This window comes from Paraburkholderia ginsengisoli NBRC 100965 (genome assembly GCF_000739735.1).
Classification (GTDB): Bacteria; Pseudomonadota; Gammaproteobacteria; order Burkholderiales; family Burkholderiaceae; genus Paraburkholderia; species Paraburkholderia ginsengisoli.
In genome coordinates this window covers 16162-39604 of record NZ_BBJF01000030.1, presented here as the reverse complement: position 1 = coordinate 39604, position 23443 = coordinate 16162, and the positions used below count along the sequence as shown (strand labels likewise).

Below are 23443 nucleotides of genomic sequence, written 5' to 3'. Positions count from 1 at the left end.
GCCCGGATCTCGCGGATCTCGCGAAACCGGCGGAGCACACCAGCTCCATGGTTACACGAGATCAAGATCAAGCCCATGCAAGGAAAGTCGTCCGCCCCTGTTGACATCCGTCCACGCTGACCAAAAAGGAACGTCATGAAACAAGCCATCCTCGCCCTTGCGACAGCAGCCGTCACGCTCTGCTCGATTGCGCCGGCATTCGCATATGATCATCACCGCGTATGTCACAAGGTGCGCGTCCACCACCACTGGGAGACGCGCTGCCACTCTTAAGCCCTACTGGCTCCGCCTTTAGCTCTGGCGGAAATACGGTGCACCCTCTCGCAGCGGCATGACTGAACCGCGCCGGGAATGTAGGAGACTTCGGATCTTGGCTGTAATTGGAGGTTTGAAGTATGGAAAACGAAAGCAAGGCAAGGAAGCCCACGGGGACGCGATATTCGGATGAAGTGCGGGAGCGGGCAGTACGGATGGTGTTTGAGCACCAACACGAATACCAAACGCAGGGGGCGGCGATCGGCTCGATCGCCTCGAAGATGGGGATGTCACGCGAGACGCTTCGCAACTGGATCATTCAGGCTGAGCGCGATCGTGGCCAACGAGCGGGCGCGACAACTTCGGAACTGACGCGTCTGAAGGAACTGGAGCGCGAGAATCGTGAACTTCGCACGGCCAACGAGATCCTGCGCAAGGCTTCCGCATATTTCGCGCAGGCGGAGCTCGACCGCCGATCGAAGCCATGATTGCGTTCATCGACGAGCATCGCGACGTCTACGGTATCGAGCCGATCTGCCGCCTGCTGCCGATCGCGCCGTCGACGTATTACCGGCACGCCGGGCGGCGCAGCGATCCGGAGCAATGGCCAGCACGAGCGCGCCGCGACGCGGAACTGAAGGCCCTCATCCGGCAGGTCTGGGACGAGAACTTTGGCGTGTATGGTGTGCGCAAGGTCTGGCGCCAGTTGCTGCGAGATGGCGTGAAGGTCGCGCGCTGCACAGTTGCGCGTCTGATGAAGGTGATGGGCCTCGAAGGCGTGCGGCGTGGGCGCCGGATCAAGACGACGCAGCGCGACGATGCAGCGCCGCGCCCGCTGGACCGGGTCAAACGTCAGTTCCGGGCCGATCGGCCTAACGCGCTGTGGGTTGCGGATTTCACCTATTGCTGGACATGGTCGGGCTTTGTCTACGTGGCCTTCGTGACCGATGTGTTTGCGCGCCGTATCGTCGGTTGGCGCGTGTCGGCATCGATGAGGACTGACTTCGTTCTGGACGCGCTGAACCAAGCGTTACACGATCGCCAGCCACCGCCCGGGCTCATTCATCATTCCGATCACGGGTCCCAATATCTAAGTATTCGGTACACCGAACGTTTGGTGGATGTTGGCGTTGAGCCATCAGTCGGAACCGTCGGCGACTCCTACGACAACGCTCTGGCCGAAACGATCAACGGCTTGTATAAGGCCGAAGTTGTGCATCGGCGTTCATGGCGTACGCTCCAGGATGTCGAACTCGCCACGCTCGAATGGGTGCACTGGTACAACCACCATCGGTTGCTCGGCCCGCTCGGGTACGTGTCGCCCGCGGAGGCAGAGGAAGCTTACAATCGGAATCTGGTGCTCTCCGCTCGCGCGGCGTAGCGCCAAACTCGGCGGTCTCCGACAAAACCGGCGCGGTTCAAAATGCCTCCCGTCGAACATCCCTTCCATACCTTTTCGCTTGTTCATCATCGGCTACCCGTTCTTCGGGCTGACAACTCTAACCGATTCCCCGACCCTATTTGCACCAGAACCCACATCGTCAGGTCTGTCCATTTTTGCTCCCGCAAAATATTTCGCGGGCACCATATTGGACAACTCCCGTCAGCTTTTCCAGACGGCCTTCATCAGATGCTTACGCTCGGGGCTGTACGGCGGCAGTAGAAGAATGATGTCTTATGATCCATGAACCACCAGTTCAGCGTGCAATGGCGGGTGACGCGAGTTGTTCCTGCAATTCAGCAACCTGTGCGTCGCGTTTGCGCACAATCTCATCGTAAGCGCACACCATCGCGTTCATGGTTGTCCATGTCGTTGGGCAGAGCTGTCATGCGAAGTTCCATGCTGACGGCTTAGGGATACGGCCATTCGGAAGTTGACAAAAGGACAATTTTGCCAACCCCCAGGGGCGGTTTCAAAAGTCAAGCCGCCGAGCGCTACCGCGTAAGACTGCAGCAGCGCTCTAACTCAGTGTCTTTTAGTGATGCCAGGACGCAGCAATGACATTCTGCAGCGAGGGATCAGTCGGCATTTGCGTCACCAGCCCCGGGTCAAAACCCGGGTTCGCGGCCGAGTACGCCGCCATAGCCGACACGAGTTGATTGACTTGGGTGTCGAGCATCAACCCGTCCGAAGTCTGGAAACTCTGCACTGCTGAGCTTCCACTACCGAACCAGCCGTCAATCTCCAACGAATCGTGCGTACCCAGAATATCCATTTGCAGGTTATTGCCGACCTGCTGAAACCACAGCTGGCTATCCGAAATACCCGTTGCAAGATCAACGGTGCCTATTTCGGCGCCCATTGCTGGATTGATTGGATTGATTGTCTGCTGACCGCTATCGACCCCAAAGTTGAAGGTAGTTGGTACGGCTGCGTTGAGTCCGGTGTCTTGCATCACTGTCCAGCTTACGGCACCGGACGCATCGACAAATTCGAGCTGCGAGCCGGCACTTACGTTGGCAATAGTCGCGACGTTGCCGTTACCAAGCTGTACCGTTGCGAGACCACCGGTGAGGGTCACCGTGTTTGGATCGATGCTGCCCGTAAGCACCAGCGACCCGTCCGCCGCTTCTGTCAGCGAGCCGGTGGTTGTCACCACCTCTTCCGGCTGAACTGAGTGGGCGTCCATTGAGATCAAATTCCCGGTACCACTCAAATTGAGCGTGGAACGGGCATTTGCGAAGTTGACCTGATTCCCGTTCCCGTTCACCTGAGCCTCATCCGCAACCAGTATGACGAGGCCATTATTCACATTGGCAATATCTCCGTGACCTACAAGTCCGACCTCACCTCCCTGCGCCGCATTCACTGTACTGCCCGTACCGCTCAGATTGGCATAGCCGTTGGCGCCCATCGTAATCGTGTTGTTGCTGCCCGATTCGTCAACCTGACCGTTTGCCCCGAAGTTCACGACATTACCTGCCCCGTTCAGCGACAAAACGCCGCCATCGTCAGCCGAACCAATGACCGTATTGCCGTTGCCCATAACCGACACGAACGACACACCGCTCTCTGCAATCACCGTGTTCGACGAGCCGCTCAGATTCAGCGTGGCACCGCCCTGGACATCAAAGTCTGCGTTGTCCCGGGTAGCCGAAACACCCTGCAACGTAACAACGTACTCGTTACCGCCCACGGACTGCAGACCGTCGTTCGGGCTGCTGGTATCAACATTATTCATAAGGTGCTCCTATAGATTGATGAACCGCCTAAGACCATAGGACTAGGCGTCTGATCCCTCTCCAAGAGAGGGAATCCAGGCTTGCGCAAAGTTGCGCGTTGCCACCTGAAACAATGGACTAACTATGAGGGGGTGCTCAGGCAGTCGCTCCCACGTCGTCGTCGCGATTCATCCTCACAACCATGAAATGATCACGACCGCGTAGTGAAATGCGCTTGAGAAGTAATAAGGGACTCCATATGTAAATGCACGTAGTCAATACTAATCGCGACCACATAGAAGAACGTTTAGCGATTGAAAAGTCCGTCCACTTATTTTCGAAGGATCGCAATAAGGCGGTCTGCTATGTGTGAGACAGCCGTGGGCCGGGTGGTGCAGTACGATGCGGAGCGTGCCGGCGGCGCCGACGAGCGCTGAGCACCAACGTATCTAGCAACTTGAGGCGGAAACCCGGCAGAGGCGCGAGGACAACGCGCTGCTAAAAAAGCGTCGGCTTTCTTTGCCCGAGAACCGAAGTGATTTACCGCGTCGTAACTTATTTGTAACGGAAGGCCGTATCAGTCAGTCGCGGCTGCCGGCTTTTTCCACATGAGCCACTCTGGCTACTATCGCACCGGAGCGGCGGCCAGAGCGCAAAAAGCCGCAGGAACAGACTCACGTCAAGGCAGCATTCGCCGCCAGCGGCTCGAGCTATGGTAGGCCGCCGCGTGATGCATGCACTTCGGACGCAACGGCTACGAATCGGTCGTTACCGGTGCAGACGCCGATGCGCGAAGCGGGCCTGCGTACGAGTTGGAAGCGCAAGTTTGTCTCGACCACTGACAGCACGCATACACTACCTGTGATAGAGAACGTGCTCGATCGCCAGTTCGACGTGGCTGAGCCGACTCGCACATTGGTTTCGTGCATTACTTATATTCGCACAGCGCAGGGCTGGCTCTATCTGGCGGTCGTACTGGACCTGAACTCGCGCAGAATGGTCGGCAGGTCAATGGTGCCAACCATGTTGGCTGGGTTGGTCATGCCGGTGTTGACCACGGCGCTGTAGTAGCCTTGGCAGGCGTCGGGACTAATTTTGCATTTGGATAGGGAGCCAGTATGCACGCGATGGGTACTAGGCCTTGCTGAAGCCCCATCACGTGATTTACGGCATGAGTCGCAGGGGGTAACTGTTGAGACAATTCGGTGATGGAGAAATTCTTCCTGAATCTCAAAATGGAGCGTGCGTGGCAACCTCAGTACGCCAACCACGATGACGCAAGGCGCGACATCACCCAGTACATCGTCGCTCTACAATCCGGCGCGCTTGCGCTCCACGCCGGGCTGTCTGTCGCCCGCCGCCGGCGAGGCGAAACCGGCAGTGAAAAAACCCAACTGCCTGTCCGAAATAAGTTGACCACTATGTGCACGACAAAACGGTTGACCGGTACGTCATCCCAGTGGGATACGCAGCCGGGCTGCGTTGGCAACGTCCGATAGGTATTCGTGGGTGCCAACATGGCCAGTGCGACCCCACGCGCAAGCATGGATCCTTCCACCAATCTCGCGCCAGCGCTCACAGAAGGAAATATCCTCCGAGAGAAGGCCGCCATACTTCCTCAAAGGTTCGAACGGTGCAGAGATCAGTCTCGGATCGGTTCCAAGACTTTCCCCCAATGTGCGCAGATCGGGGTAGGCCTGCTCCAGCTTTTCGAACACCGCGCGCCGGATCAGCAAGATACCAGTGCCAATCCCCTGGACCTCGAAAGGTTTATCGACTGGTATTTCAAGCTGACCTGACATGGGGGTGAAGGTGCCGTAGGCGCTCGCGAGCCAGGATAAGTCTTGAGGCGACAAGCCCGGATGTTGACGCGCTATCTGGACAACCTTTGGCCAATTAATGTGCTTGCTTGAGTAAATGGCCCCAAGAACGTCGAGATCAGCGCCGATCATACGCAAAATGTCGGATGCATCAAAGGACATGTCAGCGTCGATGAACAGGAGATGAGTAGCGCCTTCTTCCTGCATGAACATATCGACGAGCAGGTTCCTTGCTTTAGGAATAAAGCTTGAATTCTTCAAGGTGTGAAACGCCATTTCGATCCCCGATTGCAGAAAGACGAACTGCAGCTTCAGAAGTGATTCGACATAGGCCTGATAGCACTGGCCGTTAAACATAGGAGTTGACACGACAATTCGAGGCATAGATGTTTTTCCGTTGTATCGCAAACAGCATGTCGCGCGATTGCGAGGGGTACGCCGCAATAGTGGCGGCGAGCTGAAGTACGGCAATATGATAGGCGCTACTTACGTCACTGCCGAATAGAAATGTTCTGCGGCAGAGGGGATTTGTTCGGAAGGGTCCGACTTCCGTGCGTTGGATGCAGCTATACATTTCTGAAAGAAACGGGTCTGCCAGACGAATTCCAGAGGTTGAGGATTTTCGCGATGATCACGCCTTCGCGTTCCTGCGACTCGATTTTCCGGGCCAGCAAGGTTGAACCGATGCATCGTTTGATCCGCCAGATCTGCGCTTCGACCAGCGAGCGTTGCCCATAGCCATATTTCTTGTGGAACGCATAGGTACCCTAAGATCATCTGTCACAACCTCAGTCATAACCAGCACTCCTAAAGGGTAATAAACCGCCTCGGGGAATGAGGCCGCACCCCGGGGCTCGCTAACAGCGACGCAAACCCGGGTTGGCGCGCCATGGCACGCTTCCATCGCAAACGATGGAATCTCTGTGACCCGCTCTTCTGAGCGGTTTCAGGTCACTGCGCCCCCACCGGGACATCACGTGCGATATCGTCCATGTCAAGGCGCCCGAGCTTCGATGCGAGCAGCCATCGCTGGCTGTGCCAGTCCGACAGCGCCTGCACCTGCCGTTGCTGCGCACTTGCGAGTGCCGCCTGCGTGCTCAGCACCTCCAAGATGCTGCCCACGCCCGCGCGGTAGCGGTGGCTGGCCGCCTCAAACGCCTGCCGCGCAATCCCGAGCAGCTTTTCGTCCTGCACCACGCTGCCCTTCGCTGTCCGCACGCCCTGCCATGCGTTCCAAACATCCAGCGCCACCTGCTCACGCGTGCCGTCGAGCACCGCCTGCTGGTATTGCACCTGCGCCTGGGCCTGATGAACCCCGTAATGCCGGTTAAAGCCCTCAAACAGAGGGATACTGATCTGCACGCCGATGTAGGTGTCGCGTCCTGTCGCGGGAAAGGTTGGAATGCCCAGCCCCAAGCTTGCGGGCTGATTATTACGACTGTAGCGGCCCACCAGACTCACCGACGGCAGGCTCCCGGCGCGGGTCTGCGCCACCTTTTCCTGCGCCGCTTCATACTGGGCCTCGGCAGCGAGCACTGCGGGATGCATCCGTTTGACCTGATCGATGAGGGCTGCCACAGGTTCGTCTCCGTCATCGACGGTCGGTGGTGCGCTGACCGGCGGCACCGTTAGCGGCACATCCGGGTCCAGCCCCATGTCGCTCGCCAGTATGCCCAGTGCGGTCTGCAGGTCCCCATCGGCTTTCATGACATTCGAGACAGCCTGCTCATGCTGCGTCTGCGCCTGCAGCGCATCGGACAGAGGCGCCACGCCCCGCTCGACACGTGTCCGCGCGGCCGTCATGCTGTTGCCCGTCATGCGCTCAATCTCGCGCGCCGCATCGAGTGCGCCCTGGGCCGCCTGCGCGGCATCGTAGTCCTTTGCTACCGTCGCGAATTCGTCCTGCAGCGTCGCGTTGTGCGTGGCGCGCGCGGCAGCCAACAGGTCATCCGCGCCGCGTAGCGCAGCCTTGCGGCCACCAAAATCGTACAGCAGCCAGTTCAGCGTGACGGTCATCGAGCGGATCGTCGCAGTCGTGTCCGAACTCAGGTTCGGATAGTTCTGAACATCCTCGCGCGAACTATCACGCACGCCCTGCCAATTCGCGGACACCGTCGGCAGATATGCCGCGCGCGCCTGGCCAACCGCTGCCGCCTGCGCCTTCTCGTTGGCCCACGCCTCTCGCGTCTTCGGATTGCGGCAGAGTGTGCGTGACACCGCTTCGCCAAGCGTCAGAGGCATGCCTAGCGGGCTAGATTCACACATCGCCATAACCGGCGCGAAACCAGCCGCAGGCGTGGCTGGTAGGCTGCGTTCAGCAAGCAGCGGATCGAATGCCCGGGCAGGTGAAGTACACAGCACCGCCAGCATGACGCTCGTGGTGGCCCTGCCCGCACTGTATCTACCGCTCATGCAGGCTCTCCCCTGCACCCGCGACGAGCGGGCCCAGAAAATACTGGGCGACCGTCTGCCGGCCAGTGGCGATGTCAGCCGTGACCGCCATACCCGGCGTCAGCGCCATCCAGTTGCGATCAACATGTATACGGTTCGTGGCAAGCCGGATGCGGGCGGTGAAGACCAGCCCCTGTTTGCGGTCGGGCGCCGCGTCGTTAGCGACCGACACGACCGTGCCTTCGATCAGGCCGTAGCGGGTGTACGGAAACGCTTCAACCTTGACCGCAGCACGCTGGCCCGCCTTCACAAAGCCTACATCACGGTTCTCAAGAGTGGCCTCCACTTCCAGCGCGTCGTCCGGCACGATCTCCATCACCGCTTGAGCGGCCGTCACGACCCCACCCAGAGTATGCGCGGCAAGCTGCTGCACGGTGCCGGCCATTGGGGCCGTGAGGCTGAGCCACTGCTCACGCGTGTGTGCCTTAGTTTCATCGTTCCCACTCTGCCGTTGCGCTTCGTCTGCCTTGTCCAGCGCATCGAGCTGTTCGCGCCGGAACTGCGAAGTGAGCGATGCGATATCTGCTCGCTGCTGGATCACCGCCTGCACCAGCTCGCGCGCATGGCTGCGCTGCGCGTCCAGTTCATGTTCCTGCTCCCGCGCCGACTGTTCCTTGTCCAGGTAGTCGTTCGTGGCGACATACTGATCACCGACCAGTGCACGATAATTGTTGGCCACCGTCCGCGCGAGTGGCGCGGTCGCCGCCAGCTTCTCAACTTGCATGCGCGTGCTGTCAAGCGCCGCGGCGCGCCGGGCCAGCTCCGCCTGCGCGGAATTTGCTTTGTCCACGTATTCCCGCCACGTGCCTTCGGCCTGCGCCTGAGCCTGCTGATGCCTCTCAGGCAGCACACCATCGACCGTGGCCACTCTCGGCGACTTCTCAGCATCCAGTGCTGCCAGCAGCGCTTGCGCCCGGGCGACCGCCAAAGCGGCATCGAGCCGTGCAGATCGAGCCTTGTCCGCATCGGCGGCAGCCTGAGTCGTGTCTAGCTTCAGCAGCAGCTGGCCAACCGAGACCCGCTGGCCGTCATGCACGGCGATGTTGCGCACGACCCCCGTCATCGCGGGCTGGATCACCTTCACGCGCGCATCGGGAATCAGTTTGCCCTTTGCGCTCACTACGATGTCGAGCTTTGCTAACAACACCACGAATATCACAATGACCGCGAACGCCATGATCATGCGCGCAGTCCAGCGTGGCGCCGGGTGCAAGGGTGTTTCCAGCAGTTCCAGATGCGCAGGTAAAAAAGCTCGCTCGTGATCCAGCCGTTCGGGGCCTTCCATCTGGCTGCGCACGGCCCAAGCGGTGCGCCATACTGCCTTGTAGCGGCGCAGCAGCCCCGCCAGTGCCTGTAAATGAAATCGAATACTGTCACCCATTCTGCAGCGACACCAGATGCGCATAGTAGCCGCCGTGTGCAAGCAGGGTCTCGTGCGTGCCCCGTTCGAGAATGCGACCCCGGTCCATCGCGATGATCTGGTCAGCATGCCGGACAGATGACAGCCGGTGCGCGATGATGATCACTGTGCGCCCGGCACATATCGCCTTCATATTCTGCTGGATGATGCGTTCGGTTTCGAAATCCAGCGCACTGGTGGCTTCGTCGAAGATCAGAATGCGCGGGTTCGTGAGCAACGCGCGCGCAATCGCAATCCGCTGACGTTGACCTCCGGAAAGGCTGGAGCCATGTTCACCAACCCTTGTGTCGTAGCCTTCGGGCAACTCGCAGATGAAGTCGTGCGCGCCGGCAAGCCGAGCTGCGTGCATCACCGCATCGAGCGGCGTACCTGGATCGGTGAGCGCGATGTTCTCGCGAATCGTGCGGTTAAACAGCAGGTTCTCCTGCAGCACCACGCCAATCTGGCGCCGCAGCCAAGCCGGATCAGCAAGCGCCAGATCAATGCCGTCGACGCGCACGCTGCCGTGTTCCGGCAGATAGAGTCGCTGCAGTAGCTTCGTCAGCGTGCTTTTGCCGGAACCGGAACGGCCCACGATGCCGGTCACCTGGCCGGCCGGAACATGCAGGCTGATGTTCTCCAGCACTGTCGCTCCGTCCGGCCGGTACCTGAAACGGAGGTTTTCGAAGAGGATGTCGCCCCGGAGAGCGGGCAGCGTCTGGCGGTTTTGGGGCACCTCAGTGCGCGTATTGAGGATGTCGCCAAGCCGCCGCATCGAGAGGCCCGTTTGTTGGAAGTCCTGCCAGAGTTGTGCAAGCCGCAGCACAGGCGCAGCCACACGCTGTGACAGCATGTTGAAGGCGATCAGTTCACCCACCGTGAGCCGGCCATCAATTACCAGCTTTGCGCCAAGCAGGAGCGTGGCCAGCGTCACGAGCTTGCCGATATACTGGATCGCCTGCTGCCCGAGGTTGCCCAGATGCGTGACACGAAAGCTGGACGCCACGTACGCGGCCAGTTGCGTTTCCCACTTCCGGATGAACTGCGGTTCCACTGCCATTGACTTGAGCGTTTCGACACCGGAGACAGCCTCCACCAGAAACGCCTGATTTTCCGCACCGCGCGCAAATTTCTCGTTCAGGCGAGCACGCAACGCGGGCATGAGTGCCACCGAAATTCCGGCATACAGTGGAAATGAGAAAACCACCACCAGTGTGAGCCGCACACTATAAAGGCACATCACGCCGAGAAAGACGACCGAGAACAACAGATCGATGACAGCTGTCAACGCCTGGCCCGTGAGGAAATTGCGAATGCTTTCGAGTTCCCGCACCCGTGCAACAGTATCACCCACCCGGCGGGTCGCGAAATACGGCAGCGGTAGCGCGGTGAGATGGCGGAACAGGCGCGCGCCCAGTTCCACGTCCATGCGGTTCGTCGTATGCGCGAACATATAGTTGCGCAGCCCCGTGAGCAGCACCTCGAACGTAGAACAGACGAACAACGCAATTCCGACCACTGCCAGCGTGCTGTAGGTCTGGTTCACAAGCACCTTGTCCATCACCACCTGGAACATCAACGGTGAGACCAGTCCGAAAAGCTGCAGGACCAGCGAGATGCTCAGGACTTCGAGCAGAAGCCTTCGATACCGGATGACAGCCGGAATGAACCAGGTAAAATCGAAGCGCGCCATCTCACCGGCCAACGACGCACGCGATGCGAACAGAAGCATGCGGCCACTAGCACGGGCCACAACCTGATCAAGCGGGGTGACCACTGGCCGCTGCATGCCGGGTCCCTGAACAAGCGCGGTCTGGCCGTCTGAGCCTGCGAGGACGAAATGCCGACCCGAACGGTCCAGTACGAGTGCGGGAAACGGTGTGGTCGTGACCCGTGCCGGCTCAAATGCTACGGCGCGCGCTTTCAGCCCGATGCGACGCGCCGACAGAACCAGATCCGCTTCAGGCAGCGCTTGGCCGCTCACGCCTGCGGCATGCCGTAGCTGTGCCACATCCGTTGCAATGCCATGAAACCGGGCAATCAGGGCAATTGCAACCAGCCCCGCATCCTCAATTTGTCCCAGGCTTTCTTCAATTCCCACTCTTCGCCTGCCTTACGTCATTGGTGTCGACGCAGTATTTTTGATTTGTATAACGATCTAATCGTATGGCAACTCGTATTCGGATTCAAGTGATCTGGAACCATTTGACAATGATTAAAGACCTCTCCGGGAGTAAAACCTACAGCGCATGGTTTTTCGTGCGAGACAGTTGCCTCGTGCCTGTCGTCTCCAGAAGAAAATCGCGCCAATCTGTACGAGGAATTCCGCGAGTTTCAGCGCAAATGCTCGTACGCGCTCGCTCGAATTGGAACGCCCGAATCCCGGGCGTCCTTGAATGCTTGGCTTGTCACAGAGAGACCATCTGCGTGGGTACTGTGAGGAAGGATTGAGCACTGGGCCGTTTCCTTTCGTCGCGGATCGAGTGACCGGTTTCAGAGAAATTAAAGGACCGCTCTACGTCGCCGAACAAAACCGCTCGCGCGGCAGCGGCTCCGGTCCAACGTGGAGGTTCGGGTGAAACCGGTCACGCGGTTTATGCTGGCGAACGAGACCATCCGCCTCGTTCTTCGACAGGAGCCGAATCATGACCTCGAAAGACTGCAATGGGCCAGCGACGTTCGGAATGCCTACCAAGACGCTCGTGTACGAAGAATCCTAATCTTGACGACACCCCTTTTATTGCCGCGCAGAAAATTAAACTAGCCTCTGGCATTGACATTTGCGAGAGGGCAAATTAATCGCCTTTCTGCAAGCCAATTCCCGCGGCCGTAGTTAGCCAGAATCGTTTGCAGGGCAATCAGGCGAGCACGCGAGCGCGTTGATTTACGGGTGCGCTTTAGCGCGCCCGTAAATCAACGCGCCCTTAGGGATTCGGCGGCCGCAGGCCGGCGTAGCCCTTAGGGCCTGCCCCGCAGAAGCCCTGGCAAACGGGTTCCGGTTCCTTCCGCCCTGTTCACAGGGCTGGATAGAAGCATGCGTAGCATGCGCAGGCCGACGCATTGCGTCGGGGCGGAGGACCGTAGGTCCGGAGGGTAGGCGCTTTTTCACCGGGACGTAGTGAAGAAAAACCATGATTAAGGACCGACAGTTAACCCGGGGATTTCCCGACACTTATTTGTTTGTGCGTTGCAGCAATTGTGGATAACTTTACCGGCACGACGTGGAAATGCTCCGGCGCGGGCGGATTCCCGGCGCAACCGCGCCCGAAGCCCGGTTGCACGTGCCTGTACGCCGCCGGCGGGCACGCCTCAGACGTGCCGACGCCTCGCGGAGAGCGATATCAGTAAGCGGGAGGAGAGCAGGCGTTAGCGCGGAGGAGCGAGCTGCTGGCGCGCGAGCCTGAAACAGGCCTCGCGCGAGAGAGAAGGATCGGCCTGCTTGATCTGGCCCGCGCGGATCTGGACCTGACGGTCGAACTCTGCCGCTGCGGCCTCGTCGGTGCCAGCTGACGCCGGCCGGGCGCGGCCACCGCGCCCCGCGATCCCGTTTTTCATGCCGGCGAGCCAGAGCTGGCCACGTGCGTGCTCGCGTGTGTCACGTGCATCGCGTGTGCCGCGCCGGCCCTCTTTGGCGTCGGCGGCCGCCCGCCGTTCCTGACGCAACGCCGCCTTGCTGCGTTCATGCCGCAGCCATTTCGCCAGTCCGAACGCACCAAAGAGCGCCGCCGGCACATATTTGATCGCCGCCAACCCCTTGTAGCCGCCATCCTTGCCGCGCTCGCAGCGCGAGCGCACGGAGGTCAGCCCGGCCGCCTGCAGGTCGCGCATTGCGCGCTCGGCCCGCCGCAGATCCAGCCCGGCCTGCTTCGCGAGAAACGGCAGCGTCAGATTCTGCATGCCGCCGCCAGTCAACGGGACGCCCACGCGCAGGGTCAGCAGATCGAGATATTTGAGGCTCGCGCGCAGCAGCTGCACGCACGCGACGCTGCGTTCCGTGCGCTGCTGGCGCGTCCTGCCGTTCGCGCGGTTCAGGCTCGGCAACCACACGTCCGGCGCATCGAGGTAGCGCCCGAGGCGGTGCATCAGCTCGGTCAGCACGCGCGGAAGCCCGCCCGCCCCTGTCCGGGGCGGGTTCGGCAACCCTGGCGGGAGTGCCGCGACGCGACGTGCGTGCAACTTACCGGACATGCCGGAGCAGCCGCGGGCTTAACGACGCATCGGGGAAATGGCGGAATGACGGGGTTTTCGCCCGTAACGCCCTGTCAGGCGGGGCGTTTCAGGCGTTGCGAATGCAACGGGTGCGGGCCGTCCGGCCCGGTTTGCTGATCGTCGATTCATGCAATCACTCACTTTTTTTAAGGTCGAACGCCTACCGATGACGCTTGACACGGAGTGAAGAGTTGCTAGAATCGGGTCCAGACGAATGAATCCGATGTCTCTAGCACTGCTCTCCGTGCTGGCTGTCATCAAGAAATGACCCTCGCTTGCAGGCGGGGGTTTTTCTTTTGTAGGTTCGGTTTTGTCGTGCGCTACGCGATTCCGGGGAAAAGTAGATAAAAATTTTTCCGATTGTCCCGGCTCATGACATTCTTTTGAAGCAAAACCGGTGAGTTTCGGCGGTAAACACTTCCTCACCATGCCGACTCCGGTTCTGCACCCAAAGCACCCGCGTCAGCCGCTGCCGCATTCGCCTCGTCAAGCGTACTGACAGCGCGCACGGATGAGGTTCGTGGCGCAGCCCGGCAGTTCAGGCATCTCCTCACCCGCACGCCAGATCCACGACGGCATGTCGCTTTCCTCGATCAGCGTCGTCAGCGCGTCTTCATCTTCCTGTTCGACGCCAGGCGGTTGCACGTACAACGCGACCGGCTTGGGCGACACGTCAGACAGCACCACGCACGCGAGCGGCTTGTTCTCCGCCAGGTTGTAGCGCAACCCCTTCACGAACCGGCGCTTCTGTGTGGTGAGCGCATCAAGCATCAGCTTGTCGTACGCATGCTCGAACGGGATCCAGTTGGCCGACACGACCATCACGGCCAGCGTCTCGATCGTTGCAATGCCCGTGGGCGACAGGCCGAACGTTGCGATAAACACCAGGTGCGAATCCTCAATGCTGTCCCACAGGGCCAGCTCGTTCGCAAAGCGCTTCTGCAGGCGACGGTGCAGATCTTCGCTAAGCATCAGCGGGAAGTCGGACAGGTGTTTCGCGACGATCTTGAAGCCGTAGCGCGAGACGGCAATTTCCTTGACTTCGCCAATAGCAATCATCAGTTTGCGGGCTTTCTTGGTGCTGGCCAGCTCGGCCATGTGCGCGATACGACGCTGCGTGATGCCGGCTGCGTGTTCCGACGAGAACGACTCGGGCACATACAGCGAGCGTCCCAGCGGCTCGCCTTTGGACACTTTCCCGGCCGCGGCCTGCAGCAGATATGCGTACGACGTACCAGCTGCGCTTTCCCTCCATCGCCGGATACCAGCGGTTCAGCTGCGCTTCTTCCCACAGGTAATGCAGGGTCCCGCGCAGCGTCAGCTTTGCGCCGTCCGTGCGCACCGTGTCGGCGGCCACGCCTGAAGGTGCCGGCGCCGCCTTGCCGCCAGTCTTCGACAGGCTGAAATCGAGCCGGAGGGTCGTGGTGCCATCCTCGACGTTCTCCTGTATTGCCTCACCTTTCACCTCGCCGAGTCCGGAGAGTTCCGCCGGCGGATCGTAGGACGTGCAGTCCGGGTCGTGCGTGCCGCCCGTGTTGGGCATGCGCTTGATCGCGTAGTGCTCGCCCACCTTCGCTACGTACATCGGCACACCGCCTGGCAGACACATGCACAGCGGCCGGATCTTGTTCGCATGGGCATCGGCAAGATAGCCCTGCAGGTCGTCGGCATTCGCCGCGACGATCACATCCTCGAAACGGAATTCGTTCATCTTTCCTCCAGGTGATTAGCGTGTCCTGACAAACGTGATTTCATCGGTCTGTCCGGACAGACCCCGCGTCAAATCCTGACTTGAACATGAAGAAAGCCGCCTGAGCCGCTTCGATCGATTCCTGGCTCACTGCCTGAAGCCTGCCTACCGAAACCATCTGCAAGACCGCTGCGTGCACGGGTTGTTTCTCGGTGAATGCCTTGCGTAGTGCCACAGCATGTTTCACCTTCGCCTTGCGGTAGGACAGCTGCGGCGCACCGGTTCGCTTCTTCGAGCCAGGCTCATTAACCGGCGGACGGATCTTGCTGGCGTGGGAATCGGCCACGCCACGGAAAGCGCTACTCTGCGACAGTGATTGATTCATTATGTTCTCCTATCTGATTAAACCCGACCCACATTGAACTTGCCGATACCCATCGTGTTGTGCACCGCCACGACGTACTCAGTGAGTGCGTCGCGCAACCGCTCAACCTCGGGCAGGCCGCGTAGCACCCACAGCGGGCGATTCACGTCACTGCTCTCGATTACCAGCGTGCCAAAGCCGAAGATGCGCTCCCACCAGTCACTACGCGCCTCGACGTTCTCGATGCGATACAGCTCAACACTGGCGACCCGCCGCGTGAGGATTCCGCCGTGCCAGGTCAACCGCGCATCGTCGATGACGATGTGCGTCAGCTCTGTTTCCCAGACCCGGTACAGCAGCAACAGCAACGGATAAGCGAGCATGACGACGCACACCGGCCAGATGAGAGACCACCCGCGCGAGGCCGCGTCAATCGCCGCAGCTGACAGCAACAGGCTGGATGCAAGACACCGCAGCATCAGCGGCAGATTCACCATCCAGACCGGCGAGCCGTTAAAGGCGATCCGGCCGCGATCCCACCGGGACGAAACCAGCGCGCGCGGCTCACGCATCGGCTGCTCCCTGCCCCGTCACGTTGTCTTGCAGGGGGGGCGGCAGATGATCCTGACGCAGCTCGGCCACGATGCCCTGTGCGGCCAGCGCTTTCACGAAGAGCGTCACCCACGCATCGCCGGTGCCGTCCTCGCGGGCGTGCTGCCGGGCGCGCACCATGTTGAGCTCCGACAGCAGCGGGCTGACTAATCGAAGCCTTGTCGCCACCACCGCGTCACCAAGCGCCTCACGCACGTAATCCGGAAACGGGGCAGGCTCGCTGCCCGTCACAAACCGGTAGCCCTGCTCATCGGCGGCCGCCTCGAACGTATCCAGCAGCCGGGTGAAGTACTCGCGATTGGCATACTCGAAGACGGCTGCCGCGCAGCTGCGCAGCGGCACGGCCGCAGCCGGCACCAGCTGGTCAACGGTGCAAAAGCTGCCGCCCGGCAGGCCTGCAAGCTGTTTCAGAAGCGGTGCTTCTGAAACACTGCACATCACGGGAAACACACGTGCGCCATGTGTCAGCAACCAGATGGTCCGTGTGATTCCATCGCTGAAACTCACGTGGGGAATATCCTCCCGTTCGTAACCGACGAGCTTGCGTAACACGAGAAGCCGCGACCGGTAGAGCGGTCTTTGCTTGATGTGAGTCGTGCAGTCGACATCCGCGAGGGGAACCGGATTGGACTCGCCACCGGCAAAGCCTTCCTCAGCGTACGAAAACTTCCGGTCGCGAACCCACGTGGTCGGATTACCGCGCGAGACATCCGCATGCGCCTCGTACGGATCGCGACGCCAGAGGTCCAGAAACCTGTCCGCGTCGACCTCGACGACCGCCCGCCTGTCGTTCTCGTAACCGGTGCGCCCGATCCGCATGAATACGTCGCCGCGATCGCGGGTTGGAATACGGAAAATCGCGCTCGGTGTGCTGAACACCATCGCCAGCTTATGAAACGTCTGCATGTTAGTCATTCGTATTTCCTCTCGAGGCCGGATCTGAAATCACCGGACATCGCCCGGTTAAACCGGCAGTGGATCAGTCTGTGCTGGCACATCGATCGCCGCCGCAATGTCATGCAACGGGGCCTCGATGTACGCGGGTACGCGTACCGGGTAGTCGCGCACATCGAATTTCACCTTGCTCAATGGCCAGTCCTTGCCGTACTTCAGGTAGCCGTTCAGGTCGGGGAGATTGGCGATCTGGGAGGACGTCACAACCGACTCTGATTCGCGCCGACGCTCACGCGTATTGACATTCCACTGTCCCTGGACGCCGATCGGATGCCGCTCCACTTCGTGTGCGCCCAGCATTTCCGACACGCGCTTCGTGGTCAGTGAATTGGCGCCGCCGAGCACCAGCAGGCTACGGAAGCAGGAGAACACCGCCTTCGCCGCCAGTTCGCCCAGCTGCTGATCGGCCTGCACAACATCCTGCAGGCCGCCGACTACACACAGGCCATGCTTGCGTCCTTTCGACACGGCGGCCTCGAAGCTGTACAGCTTGCCCAGCGATGCCAGCTCATCCTTGAATACCCACAACCGACGGTTAAACGTCGGCGCTTCGCTAAGGATCATTGCGTAGATCAGGTCAAGCCAGATCGGGATCGTCGGGCCCAGCGCGGTGCGCTGGTCTTCGCGCCATGTGATCCAGATGTTTCCACCATTCTCATCACGCATCCACCGCCGGATCGAGAAGTCCCCATCGGGAATGCGCCGCAGCGGACGGATGTATTTGTTCAGCGTAAAAATGATGCTCGCGGTTGCCCTGTCCGCATCTTTTGCGAAGAAGCCGACCGAATCCGTGTCTTCGAGATAGGTCTGCAGCACGGGCCGTTGCTCACGGACCAGCAGATCGGTCAACGTCACCATGTCCTGCATTCCGTCGGCATCGAGCTTGTTCATCGTGTCGGCCAGCAGCGAGCGGGCATAACCCGCCCACTCTTCGGCCTGTTCGCCGTTCTGGGGAGGAATCGCCGAATGGGACAGCCGCTCGAAGTCGAAACCATGATCGACCTCGTTAAACAGCGACCAGCCCACACAGCGCGCATCGTAGGGGTTGATGATGATGTCACCCGGCAGATAGAAACGGGACATCAGCGAACCGTTCGGATCAATGACGACCATCCGGTCGTCCCGACGCAGCGCAGAGGCCACCAGGCCATTGATCGCCTGGCTCTTGCCGGTGCCGGGCGCGCCGATGATCATGATGTTCTGCGTTTCGAGATCCGTCGGCATCTCGACGCCACAGACGTCGACCGGCGGGCGCGGTGCATCACCATGCTTCACAGCCTGCTTTCTATATTTGTTGTTATGCGCCCGGATGCGGCCGCTCAGCTGGTGCCGGTTCTCCATCTTCACGCCCCGGATGAAACGCGCGTACCGGTAACCCTCAAAGCCGTTGTACAGATGCTCGCGACAGAAGCGCACCGCGGCGATGGCGAACACCGCGCCCGGTGCGACGCCCCAGAACAGGAGTGGATTGTGGAGCGCCGCCACGAAGCCCCTGACGATCCCGGCCGGAAACGGAAACGGGATATGGCCAGCCAGCGAGAACGACAGCATCAACCCGAACAGCACCGAGGCGATCGCGGCCAGCCATTGCATCATGAGGACTTCGTGTTTTTGCATGATGACGACCCCGGTTAGCCTACGCCGTAGCCGTCACGTTGCTTTCCCGATCGCGCGGCCTCCCGGGCACGTTCGGACACGGCCTCCTTGCCATCGCGGGAGTAGCCGGCGTTCTGACGCAGGTCGCCAAAGAACTCCGCGCGCCGCTCGATCCTTTCGTGTGCGTTCAGATCCTTGAAGGACTTGCGCTCCCGCTCCAGCGACTTCGGTTCCCGCTCCTTGTTCACTTCGATCGGCCTGGCTACTTCTGCCGTCGGCCGCTGCACTCCTTTTGCATTGGAACCGTCAACGGCCTGCCCGGCTTCGGTCGGTGCCACTTGCGCCGGACCGCGATCGGCCAGATCCTTTGTCTTGTTGCGTCCCAGCGGCCTGAAGCCTTCGATGCCCTTCACGGCTGCGCGCGCTTCGCCCCCCGCTTCAGCACCGTTTACCTGCGCCCCGGCTGCAGCGGCAACGCCCCGCTCCACACGCTCGACCGGTGACGTTTCCGCCGCCCGTTTGCCGTTGCCGATATCGACCACGTTCGATCTGTCTCTGCGCAGGCTCGCGCCGCGAGCGTAAAACGCCTCACGTGCGGCCTCGATCGCCGCCTTCTCCGAAACTTCCGCGGCAGGCGCCCTGGCGGTGCCGGACTCCTTCACCTCACGCAGCATGTCGAGCGTGGCCTTTGCCTGCTCGGCACTCACGCCCGACGTCTTCACAACCTGATCGACCGTCGCGGCAAATTTCGCCGGATCCTTCAAGGTCTCCAGCGACGTATCGATGGTGACGGGCCCTTTCGCATTCGCTGCCACGGTGGCCACGCCCACTGCGGCCTCTACCGTGCGTTCTGCCACCTTCGACGTTGACTGCTCCGCCACGGGCTGCGCTGCGCCCTTCTCCGGCCCATCAATCGCGCGGCGCACCTGAGCACGCAATGCCTGCTCCTGCGCATCCAGTTTGATCTCGGCCAGCTCCAGCTCGCGCTTGCGAAAGGCGATCGAATCCGCCCAGCCATCCAGGGATTTACCAAAGTTGCGGGTGTTCCCCTTATCGTCGACGTGCGATTGCGCCCTGGCGAACATCTCCGCCACTTCCTGACGGCTCCAGACGCGCGGCGGATTCAGGTCCTTGTTCGCATTCAGGATCTCGGCGGCCTTACTGGCATCCATCATCGCCAGCTTGTTCAGCCCCGACAGCAGCGATGCGCGATCGGCGATTTTCTCGGCGCGCATCTGCTGCTCGACATCCTTTTCCGCAAGCGCCTGTTCAAGCGCGCCGCGCATCGCCGGCGTATCGATCAGCTCGTGCGCCTTGAGACCAAACTGACCCTTGATCCGGGCCGCGTCGCTCGCGTGCTGCTTTTCCTCCGCGCGCTGCCTGTCGTCGCGATCGATCGCGTTCGACACGTCATTCGGGTTCGTCTTGAGCATCAGCTGACGGTGCGCAAGATTCTGCTGGCGAGCGGCGAGATTCGCCTGCCGCTCTACGAGTGCACGTTCCTCTTCGGCCAGCCTCTGCTGGCGCTCTTTATCGCTTAAGCGCAATACTGTGTCTTCAAACATTGACTCCTCCGTGGTTCCCTGTTCAAAACAGCGACAGCTGCTCTGCCGCCGTGCAGACAACTCCTTCCTGCTGCTCACCTGCCGTCATGCGGACCATCAGCGGAACACCGCAGCCGTCGATCGTCAGCCCAAGGCCGAACACACCCGGCCCAAGATGTTCGAGACGCTTCCATGTCGGCATGAAGCCGCGATCACTTGCCAATCGCAGAAGGGTCTCGCGGTCGATGCCTTTCGGACACTCGCTGACGAAGCGCGCGCCCGCTTCGGGCATCATGGATGCCTCAAACATCGGCGGCAGCCCGAATGATTCAAGTCGCTCCATGACAGGCTCCTCAATTAACCGGGGTGCCTGCCGCACTCGCGTCATCGACCCAGTGGCCACCGTTCATCTGATCGCCCTCGTAAGTGACGCCGAGCAGGTAGGTGAGCTCGTCGTTCTGGTAGGAAACGCAGTAGCCGGGCGCCGTGCTGCTGATGACAGTCACGGGCTCGTAGTAGCAGCTGTCGCCACCATCGCCTCCAGTCCCGGCACCAGTACCAGCCGGACACACCAGTTTCTGCACGACGGTCGTATCCGTCGCATTCAGCCAGGCCGCGTTGCACTTGCCTGCGCCCTGCGAGATTTCATTGACCAGCGCCGGCATGTTGGCCGACGACGTATCCTGTGCGGACGGACATTCACTCAGGAAGTTTCGACGACCCTTGACCGTATCGCTCCAGTACTTGTAATTGATGCCGAAATAGCGGTTAAGCGACGGACTGCATTCGTCCGGCCGGGTGCCCGTCGACAGACACATGATCGCCTCGCATGCGAGCGCCGGATCACCCGTCATCACCTCACTGCTGTCCTCCGCAAAGGCAGACGGCGACGCGCCGAGCGTGCCCATGAGCAGCACGGCGATCGACAGACGGTTCATTCTTCTCTTCATGACCACACTCCTTCACCGACTTGCGGTTTCGAACCAGACTTGCGCCATGCGCGCACACCGCACCATGTATCGCGTATCGCAAACCACGCGAGAAACACCGGTGCGACCATCCATGCAAAAGGCAGCAACGGCAGCAGAATGAGCATCTGCTGACCGCCGCGCGCAACTGCTACTGCCACCAGATAGAACGACAGGAAAATCATCATGGAAAGCAGCAGCATGAAGGCGTGCGGATCGCCGTGCTGGGATCGCCAGGCCACCACTCCTGCTGCAATCGCAAGGCTGGCCCACACCAGCAGGCTCGCCGTGAGCCGCACGCGCTTACTGAGCATTGCCGTCTCCTTTTCCGTTCGCTGACGAATTCACCTGCGGGGCCGGCGCGTCATCGTCGTCGCCATAGGTCATGAACCAGTCGCCCTGATCCCCGCCCTTGCCGGGCCTCGATGCTTTTGCTGGTCCGTGCTGCGCTTGTCCTCCGGAAGCGGCCCTGGCAACGTCGGGCACGATATCGATCGGGCGGGCGTCGCTTACCACAGCAACTGGCACCGCGGCCGCCACCTTCATCGCGTACGCGGCACCGCGCACGAGGTCGCCGCTGTAGTAGCAGGACAGCGCGCCACGTACCGCATCGGCCATCGCCTGCGCACGGGCGCGCTCGTAGCACTCCCTGAGAATCGCGGCACCTGTTTTCAGGTTCCTGCAGGGATCGAAAATGCTGTCGACGGTCTGACCAAACCGGGCGAGATTGTGGACATTGACCTGCACCACCCCCAGGCTGTAATTCCATCCGCCGGCGTCCAGCGCCCTGACCGTGGCCAGTGCTTCCGGAAGGTTTCCTGGCTGTCGCGCGAGGTGGCCATGCACCACGCCGATTGCAAACGGATTGCCGCTGCTCTCGACGCTGGCCACGCGGCCGAGCAGATCGTGATCGACCTGCGGCGCGCAGCGCATGGCCAATGCTTCAAACTGGGAGTTGGCCGGTACCGGCGTCGCCGACTCGGCCGCGCGTGACATCAGTGGCGCCGAGATCAGCAGACCCAGCAGCGCCAGCCGTCCAGCTGTCTTAGTGGTGTTCATAGATGATCCTGCTGATGCCGCGCAGGCCATCGTCATAGCGGTGCATCTGCACCACCACATCGATCAGGCCGCGCGCGTAATCGATGATTTCGCCGCGCTGCATCGTCGAACCGAAGCGCATGACCATCTGCGCGAGGCGGTCCCACATGTGCTCCGGGCTCTTCGAGTGAATGGTGGACATGAACCCGTCGTGCCCGGAGTTGAGCATTTCGAGCGCGATATAGGCCTCGGCACCGCGCAGCTCGCCGGCGATGAGCCGGTCCGGCGACATCCGCAAACCGGCTTCCATCAGATCGACAGGCGTCACTTTCGACACACCCTGGTTGCCGCGCGAATACAGCAGGTTCACGACATTTTTCTGCAACGCGCGGATCTCGCGGGCATCCTCCAGCGTGACAATCCTCTCGTCGAGCGGGATCAGCTTGAGCAGCATGTTGATGAACGCCGTCTTGCCGGTGTTCGTCGCCGCGCTGATGAGAATGTTTTTCTTTGCACGCACGGCACAAGCCAGGAACTCGGGCCAGTTTTTTTCCTGGTACAGAACCCGCAACTGGCGATCCGTGTCCTCAGAGTCCGGCAACGGCTCATTGACGTGATCGAACGCGCCGCTCCCGATGTAGTACGGAAGATCGAGGTCGAGCACACTCGGCTTGCGGATCGTGATCGATACCGTATTGGACGGCACCGCCGGCGGCAGGATGATCTGGATACGGAAATCCCGGTCCTGCTGGCCGGTCAGCTCAGCCGGAATTGAAGCGGCGAGCAGCGGCCGCGCCACATCGATCGTCTGGTCGGAGACGTGCGCGACCTGATCCGCAATGTCCGTCAGCGTGCTCATGCTGAGTTCGGGAAGCGTCACCGGCTCCATGAAGCGCTTCCCCTGCCGGCCCGCCCACGCGAGGCCGGGCCCGTTGATGGCAATCTCGGTGACGGCCGGATCTTCAAACAGCGGCCGCAACCCTGCAGTACGGTTCTCGAAGGCGGGCAGAATCGACATGTCAGCCCCGCACACTCAGGCACAACGCAACGCGACGGGCGAACTCCGCTTCATACCCGGTCAGCTCGCCGTGCTGGACGGCGAAGGTACGCGGCAATGCCGTCGCCGATTCGCTGGCGGTGCCGGGATGCGGACGGCGATAGCCGCCTGCCAGCTCATCGACCTGCCCCACTTCAAGTTTCCCGCTGCCAATCAGCGAGTCGAGCAGGGGCCTGATCTCCAGCGACGACAGATTGAACTTCGCTGCCAGCTGATACGCGTGATACGTTTTTCCGACCTGCATCCGCTCAAGCAGCTTTTCAGTGTTCAGTGGCCTCGGTTTGCGTTGGCCCGGCAGCCTCGGTTTGCGTGGGGATGCCATCG

At 60.8% G+C, this 23443-nt stretch carries 19 protein-coding genes, 1 pseudogene and 1 other annotated feature; of the genes and pseudogenes, 2 read left to right on the top strand and 18 right to left on the bottom strand.

All coding sequences use genetic code 11. The annotated features are described in order from the left end of the window. Nucleotides 1-395 precede the first annotated feature (395 nt). A protein-coding gene (locus tag BGI01S_RS28260; RefSeq protein ID WP_217997667.1) for an IS3 family transposase occupies nt 396-1636 on the top strand; the annotation gives its coding sequence in 2 pieces (ribosomal slippage) (nt 396-702 and nt 702-1636; 1242 coding nt in all). Next, nucleotides 698-814 (top strand) — a sequence feature (AL1L pseudoknot). It overlaps the preceding gene by 117 nt. 595 nt (nt 1637-2231) lie before the next feature. Here the strand turns inward: BGI01S_RS28260 and BGI01S_RS29090 are convergent. After that, nucleotides 2232-3437 carry a calcium-binding protein gene (locus BGI01S_RS29090; RefSeq protein ID WP_052400543.1) on the bottom strand — a complete coding sequence of 402 codons (1206 nt, stop codon included), beginning with the start codon at nt 3435-3437 and terminating at the stop codon, nt 2232-2234. A gap of 766 nt (nt 3438-4203) precedes the next feature. Here BGI01S_RS29090 and BGI01S_RS30895 point away from each other — a divergent pair. After that, the gene (locus BGI01S_RS30895) at nt 4204-4485 is read left to right on the top strand and encodes a hypothetical protein (RefSeq protein ID WP_217997666.1); all 282 of its coding nucleotides are present in this window, start codon (nt 4204-4206) and stop codon (nt 4483-4485) included. 383 nt (nt 4486-4868) lie between these two features. Here BGI01S_RS30895 and BGI01S_RS28245 read toward each other — a convergent pair whose 3' ends face one another. The 17 genes and pseudogenes from BGI01S_RS28245 to BGI01S_RS28165 form a co-directional block, all read right to left on the bottom strand. Next, on the bottom strand, nt 4869-5621 hold the full coding sequence (locus tag BGI01S_RS28245; protein WP_157004286.1) for a hypothetical protein: 753 nt from the start codon (nt 5619-5621) through the stop codon (nt 4869-4871). A gap of 567 nt (nt 5622-6188) precedes the next feature. Further along, nucleotides 6189-7607 (bottom strand): TolC family protein, encoded by a 1419-nt coding sequence (locus tag BGI01S_RS28240; protein ID WP_042329701.1) that lies wholly within the window; start codon nt 7605-7607, stop codon nt 6189-6191. A 31-nt stretch (nt 7608-7638) separates the two neighbouring features. Beyond that, nucleotides 7639-9069 carry an HlyD family type I secretion periplasmic adaptor subunit gene (locus BGI01S_RS28235; RefSeq protein ID WP_042329700.1) on the bottom strand — a complete coding sequence of 477 codons (1431 nt, stop codon included), beginning with the start codon at nt 9067-9069 and terminating at the stop codon, nt 7639-7641. Further along, a complete protein-coding gene (locus tag BGI01S_RS28230) occupies nt 9062-11188 on the bottom strand; it encodes a type I secretion system permease/ATPase (protein ID WP_084585537.1) in 2127 nt (708 codons plus the stop codon). The genes BGI01S_RS28235 and BGI01S_RS28230 overlap by 8 nt, the downstream gene beginning before the upstream one ends. 1265 nt (nt 11189-12453) lie before the next feature. After that, the gene (locus BGI01S_RS28225) at nt 12454-13185 is read right to left on the bottom strand and encodes a hypothetical protein (RefSeq protein WP_157004285.1); all 732 of its coding nucleotides are present in this window, start codon (nt 13183-13185) and stop codon (nt 12454-12456) included. 597 nt (nt 13186-13782) lie between these two features. Continuing rightward, nucleotides 13783-15007: pseudogene (locus BGI01S_RS28220) on the bottom strand (DUF1173 domain-containing protein). 40 nt (nt 15008-15047) lie between these two features. Beyond that, nucleotides 15048-15371: a hypothetical protein gene (locus BGI01S_RS28215; protein WP_042329698.1), complete on the bottom strand. Its 324-nt coding sequence runs from the start codon at nt 15369-15371 to the stop codon at nt 15048-15050. A 17-nt stretch (nt 15372-15388) separates the two neighbouring features. Continuing rightward, the gene (locus BGI01S_RS28210) at nt 15389-15922 is read right to left on the bottom strand and encodes a PH domain-containing protein (protein ID WP_042329697.1); all 534 of its coding nucleotides are present in this window, start codon (nt 15920-15922) and stop codon (nt 15389-15391) included. Beyond that, nucleotides 15915-16877 (bottom strand): plasmid fertility inhibition factor family protein, encoded by a 963-nt coding sequence (locus tag BGI01S_RS28205; protein WP_042329696.1) that lies wholly within the window; start codon nt 16875-16877, stop codon nt 15915-15917. The genes BGI01S_RS28210 and BGI01S_RS28205 overlap by 8 nt, the downstream gene beginning before the upstream one ends. A gap of 48 nt (nt 16878-16925) precedes the next feature. After that, a complete protein-coding gene (locus BGI01S_RS28200) occupies nt 16926-18533 on the bottom strand; it encodes a type IV secretion system DNA-binding domain-containing protein (RefSeq protein ID WP_042329695.1) in 1608 nt (535 codons plus the stop codon). Between the two features lie 14 nt (nt 18534-18547). Next, nucleotides 18548-20077: a hypothetical protein gene (locus BGI01S_RS28195; protein WP_042329694.1), complete on the bottom strand. Its 1530-nt coding sequence runs from the start codon at nt 20075-20077 to the stop codon at nt 18548-18550. A gap of 22 nt (nt 20078-20099) precedes the next feature. After that, nucleotides 20100-20399, bottom strand: coding sequence for a hypothetical protein (locus tag BGI01S_RS28190; RefSeq protein WP_042329693.1), 300 nt, complete (start codon nt 20397-20399; stop codon nt 20100-20102). 10 nt (nt 20400-20409) lie between these two features. Then, on the bottom strand, nt 20410-21006 hold the full coding sequence (locus tag BGI01S_RS28185; protein ID WP_052400541.1) for a TrbM/KikA/MpfK family conjugal transfer protein: 597 nt from the start codon (nt 21004-21006) through the stop codon (nt 20410-20412). Beyond that, nucleotides 21003-21338, bottom strand: a complete 336-nt coding sequence (locus tag BGI01S_RS28180) for a hypothetical protein (RefSeq protein WP_042329691.1) — start codon at nt 21336-21338, stop codon at nt 21003-21005. The genes BGI01S_RS28185 and BGI01S_RS28180 overlap by 4 nt, the downstream gene beginning before the upstream one ends. Next, complete coding sequence (locus BGI01S_RS28175; protein WP_042329690.1) at nt 21328-22083, bottom strand: lytic transglycosylase domain-containing protein; 756 nt, start codon at nt 22081-22083, stop codon at nt 21328-21330. Before BGI01S_RS28175 ends, BGI01S_RS28180 begins: the two co-directional genes overlap by 11 nt. Then, nucleotides 22070-23080, bottom strand: coding sequence for a P-type DNA transfer ATPase VirB11 (gene virB11 / locus BGI01S_RS28170; protein ID WP_042329689.1), 1011 nt, complete (start codon nt 23078-23080; stop codon nt 22070-22072). The genes BGI01S_RS28175 and virB11 overlap by 14 nt, the downstream gene beginning before the upstream one ends. A 1-nt stretch (nt 23081) precedes the next feature. Then, nucleotides 23082-23441, bottom strand: coding sequence for a hypothetical protein (locus BGI01S_RS28165; RefSeq protein WP_157004284.1), 360 nt, complete (start codon nt 23439-23441; stop codon nt 23082-23084). Nucleotides 23442-23443: the final 2 nt, after the last annotated feature.

Bases quoted from the DNA above. Each gene is read 5' to 3' on its own strand.
- virB11 (WP_042329689.1), bottom strand. From the start codon at position 23,080: ATGTCGATTCTGCCCGCCTTCGAGAACCGTACTGCAGGGTTGCGGCCG.
- BGI01S_RS28180 (WP_042329691.1), bottom strand. From the start codon at position 21,338: ATGCTCAGTAAGCGCGTGCGGCTCACGGCGAGCCTGCTGGTGTGGGCC.
- BGI01S_RS29090 (WP_052400543.1), bottom strand. From the start codon at position 3,437: ATGAATAATGTTGATACCAGCAGCCCGAACGACGGTCTGCAGTCCGTG.
- BGI01S_RS28205 (WP_042329696.1), bottom strand. From the start codon at position 16,877: ATGACTAACATGCAGACGTTTCATAAGCTGGCGATGGTGTTCAGCACA.
- BGI01S_RS28190 (WP_042329693.1), bottom strand. From the start codon at position 20,399: ATGGAGCGACTTGAATCATTCGGGCTGCCGCCGATGTTTGAGGCATCC.
- BGI01S_RS28200 (WP_042329695.1), bottom strand. From the start codon at position 18,533: ATGCAAAAACACGAAGTCCTCATGATGCAATGGCTGGCCGCGATCGCC.
- BGI01S_RS28240 (WP_042329701.1), bottom strand. From the start codon at position 7,607: ATGCTGGCGGTGCTGTGTACTTCACCTGCCCGGGCATTCGATCCGCTG.
- BGI01S_RS28245 (WP_157004286.1), bottom strand. From the start codon at position 5,621: ATGCCTCGAATTGTCGTGTCAACTCCTATGTTTAACGGCCAGTGCTAT.
- BGI01S_RS28165 (WP_157004284.1), bottom strand. From the start codon at position 23,441: ATGGCATCCCCACGCAAACCGAGGCTGCCGGGCCAACGCAAACCGAGG.
- BGI01S_RS28215 (WP_042329698.1), bottom strand. From the start codon at position 15,371: ATGAATCAATCACTGTCGCAGAGTAGCGCTTTCCGTGGCGTGGCCGAT.
- BGI01S_RS30895 (WP_217997666.1), top strand. From the start codon at position 4,204: ATGCGCGAAGCGGGCCTGCGTACGAGTTGGAAGCGCAAGTTTGTCTCG.
- BGI01S_RS28185 (WP_052400541.1), bottom strand. From the start codon at position 21,006: ATGAAGAGAAGAATGAACCGTCTGTCGATCGCCGTGCTGCTCATGGGC.
- BGI01S_RS28195 (WP_042329694.1), bottom strand. From the start codon at position 20,077: ATGTTTGAAGACACAGTATTGCGCTTAAGCGATAAAGAGCGCCAGCAG.
- BGI01S_RS28210 (WP_042329697.1), bottom strand. From the start codon at position 15,922: ATGCGTGAGCCGCGCGCGCTGGTTTCGTCCCGGTGGGATCGCGGCCGG.
- BGI01S_RS28175 (WP_042329690.1), bottom strand. From the start codon at position 22,083: ATGAACACCACTAAGACAGCTGGACGGCTGGCGCTGCTGGGTCTGCTG.
- BGI01S_RS28235 (WP_042329700.1), bottom strand. From the start codon at position 9,069: ATGGGTGACAGTATTCGATTTCATTTACAGGCACTGGCGGGGCTGCTG.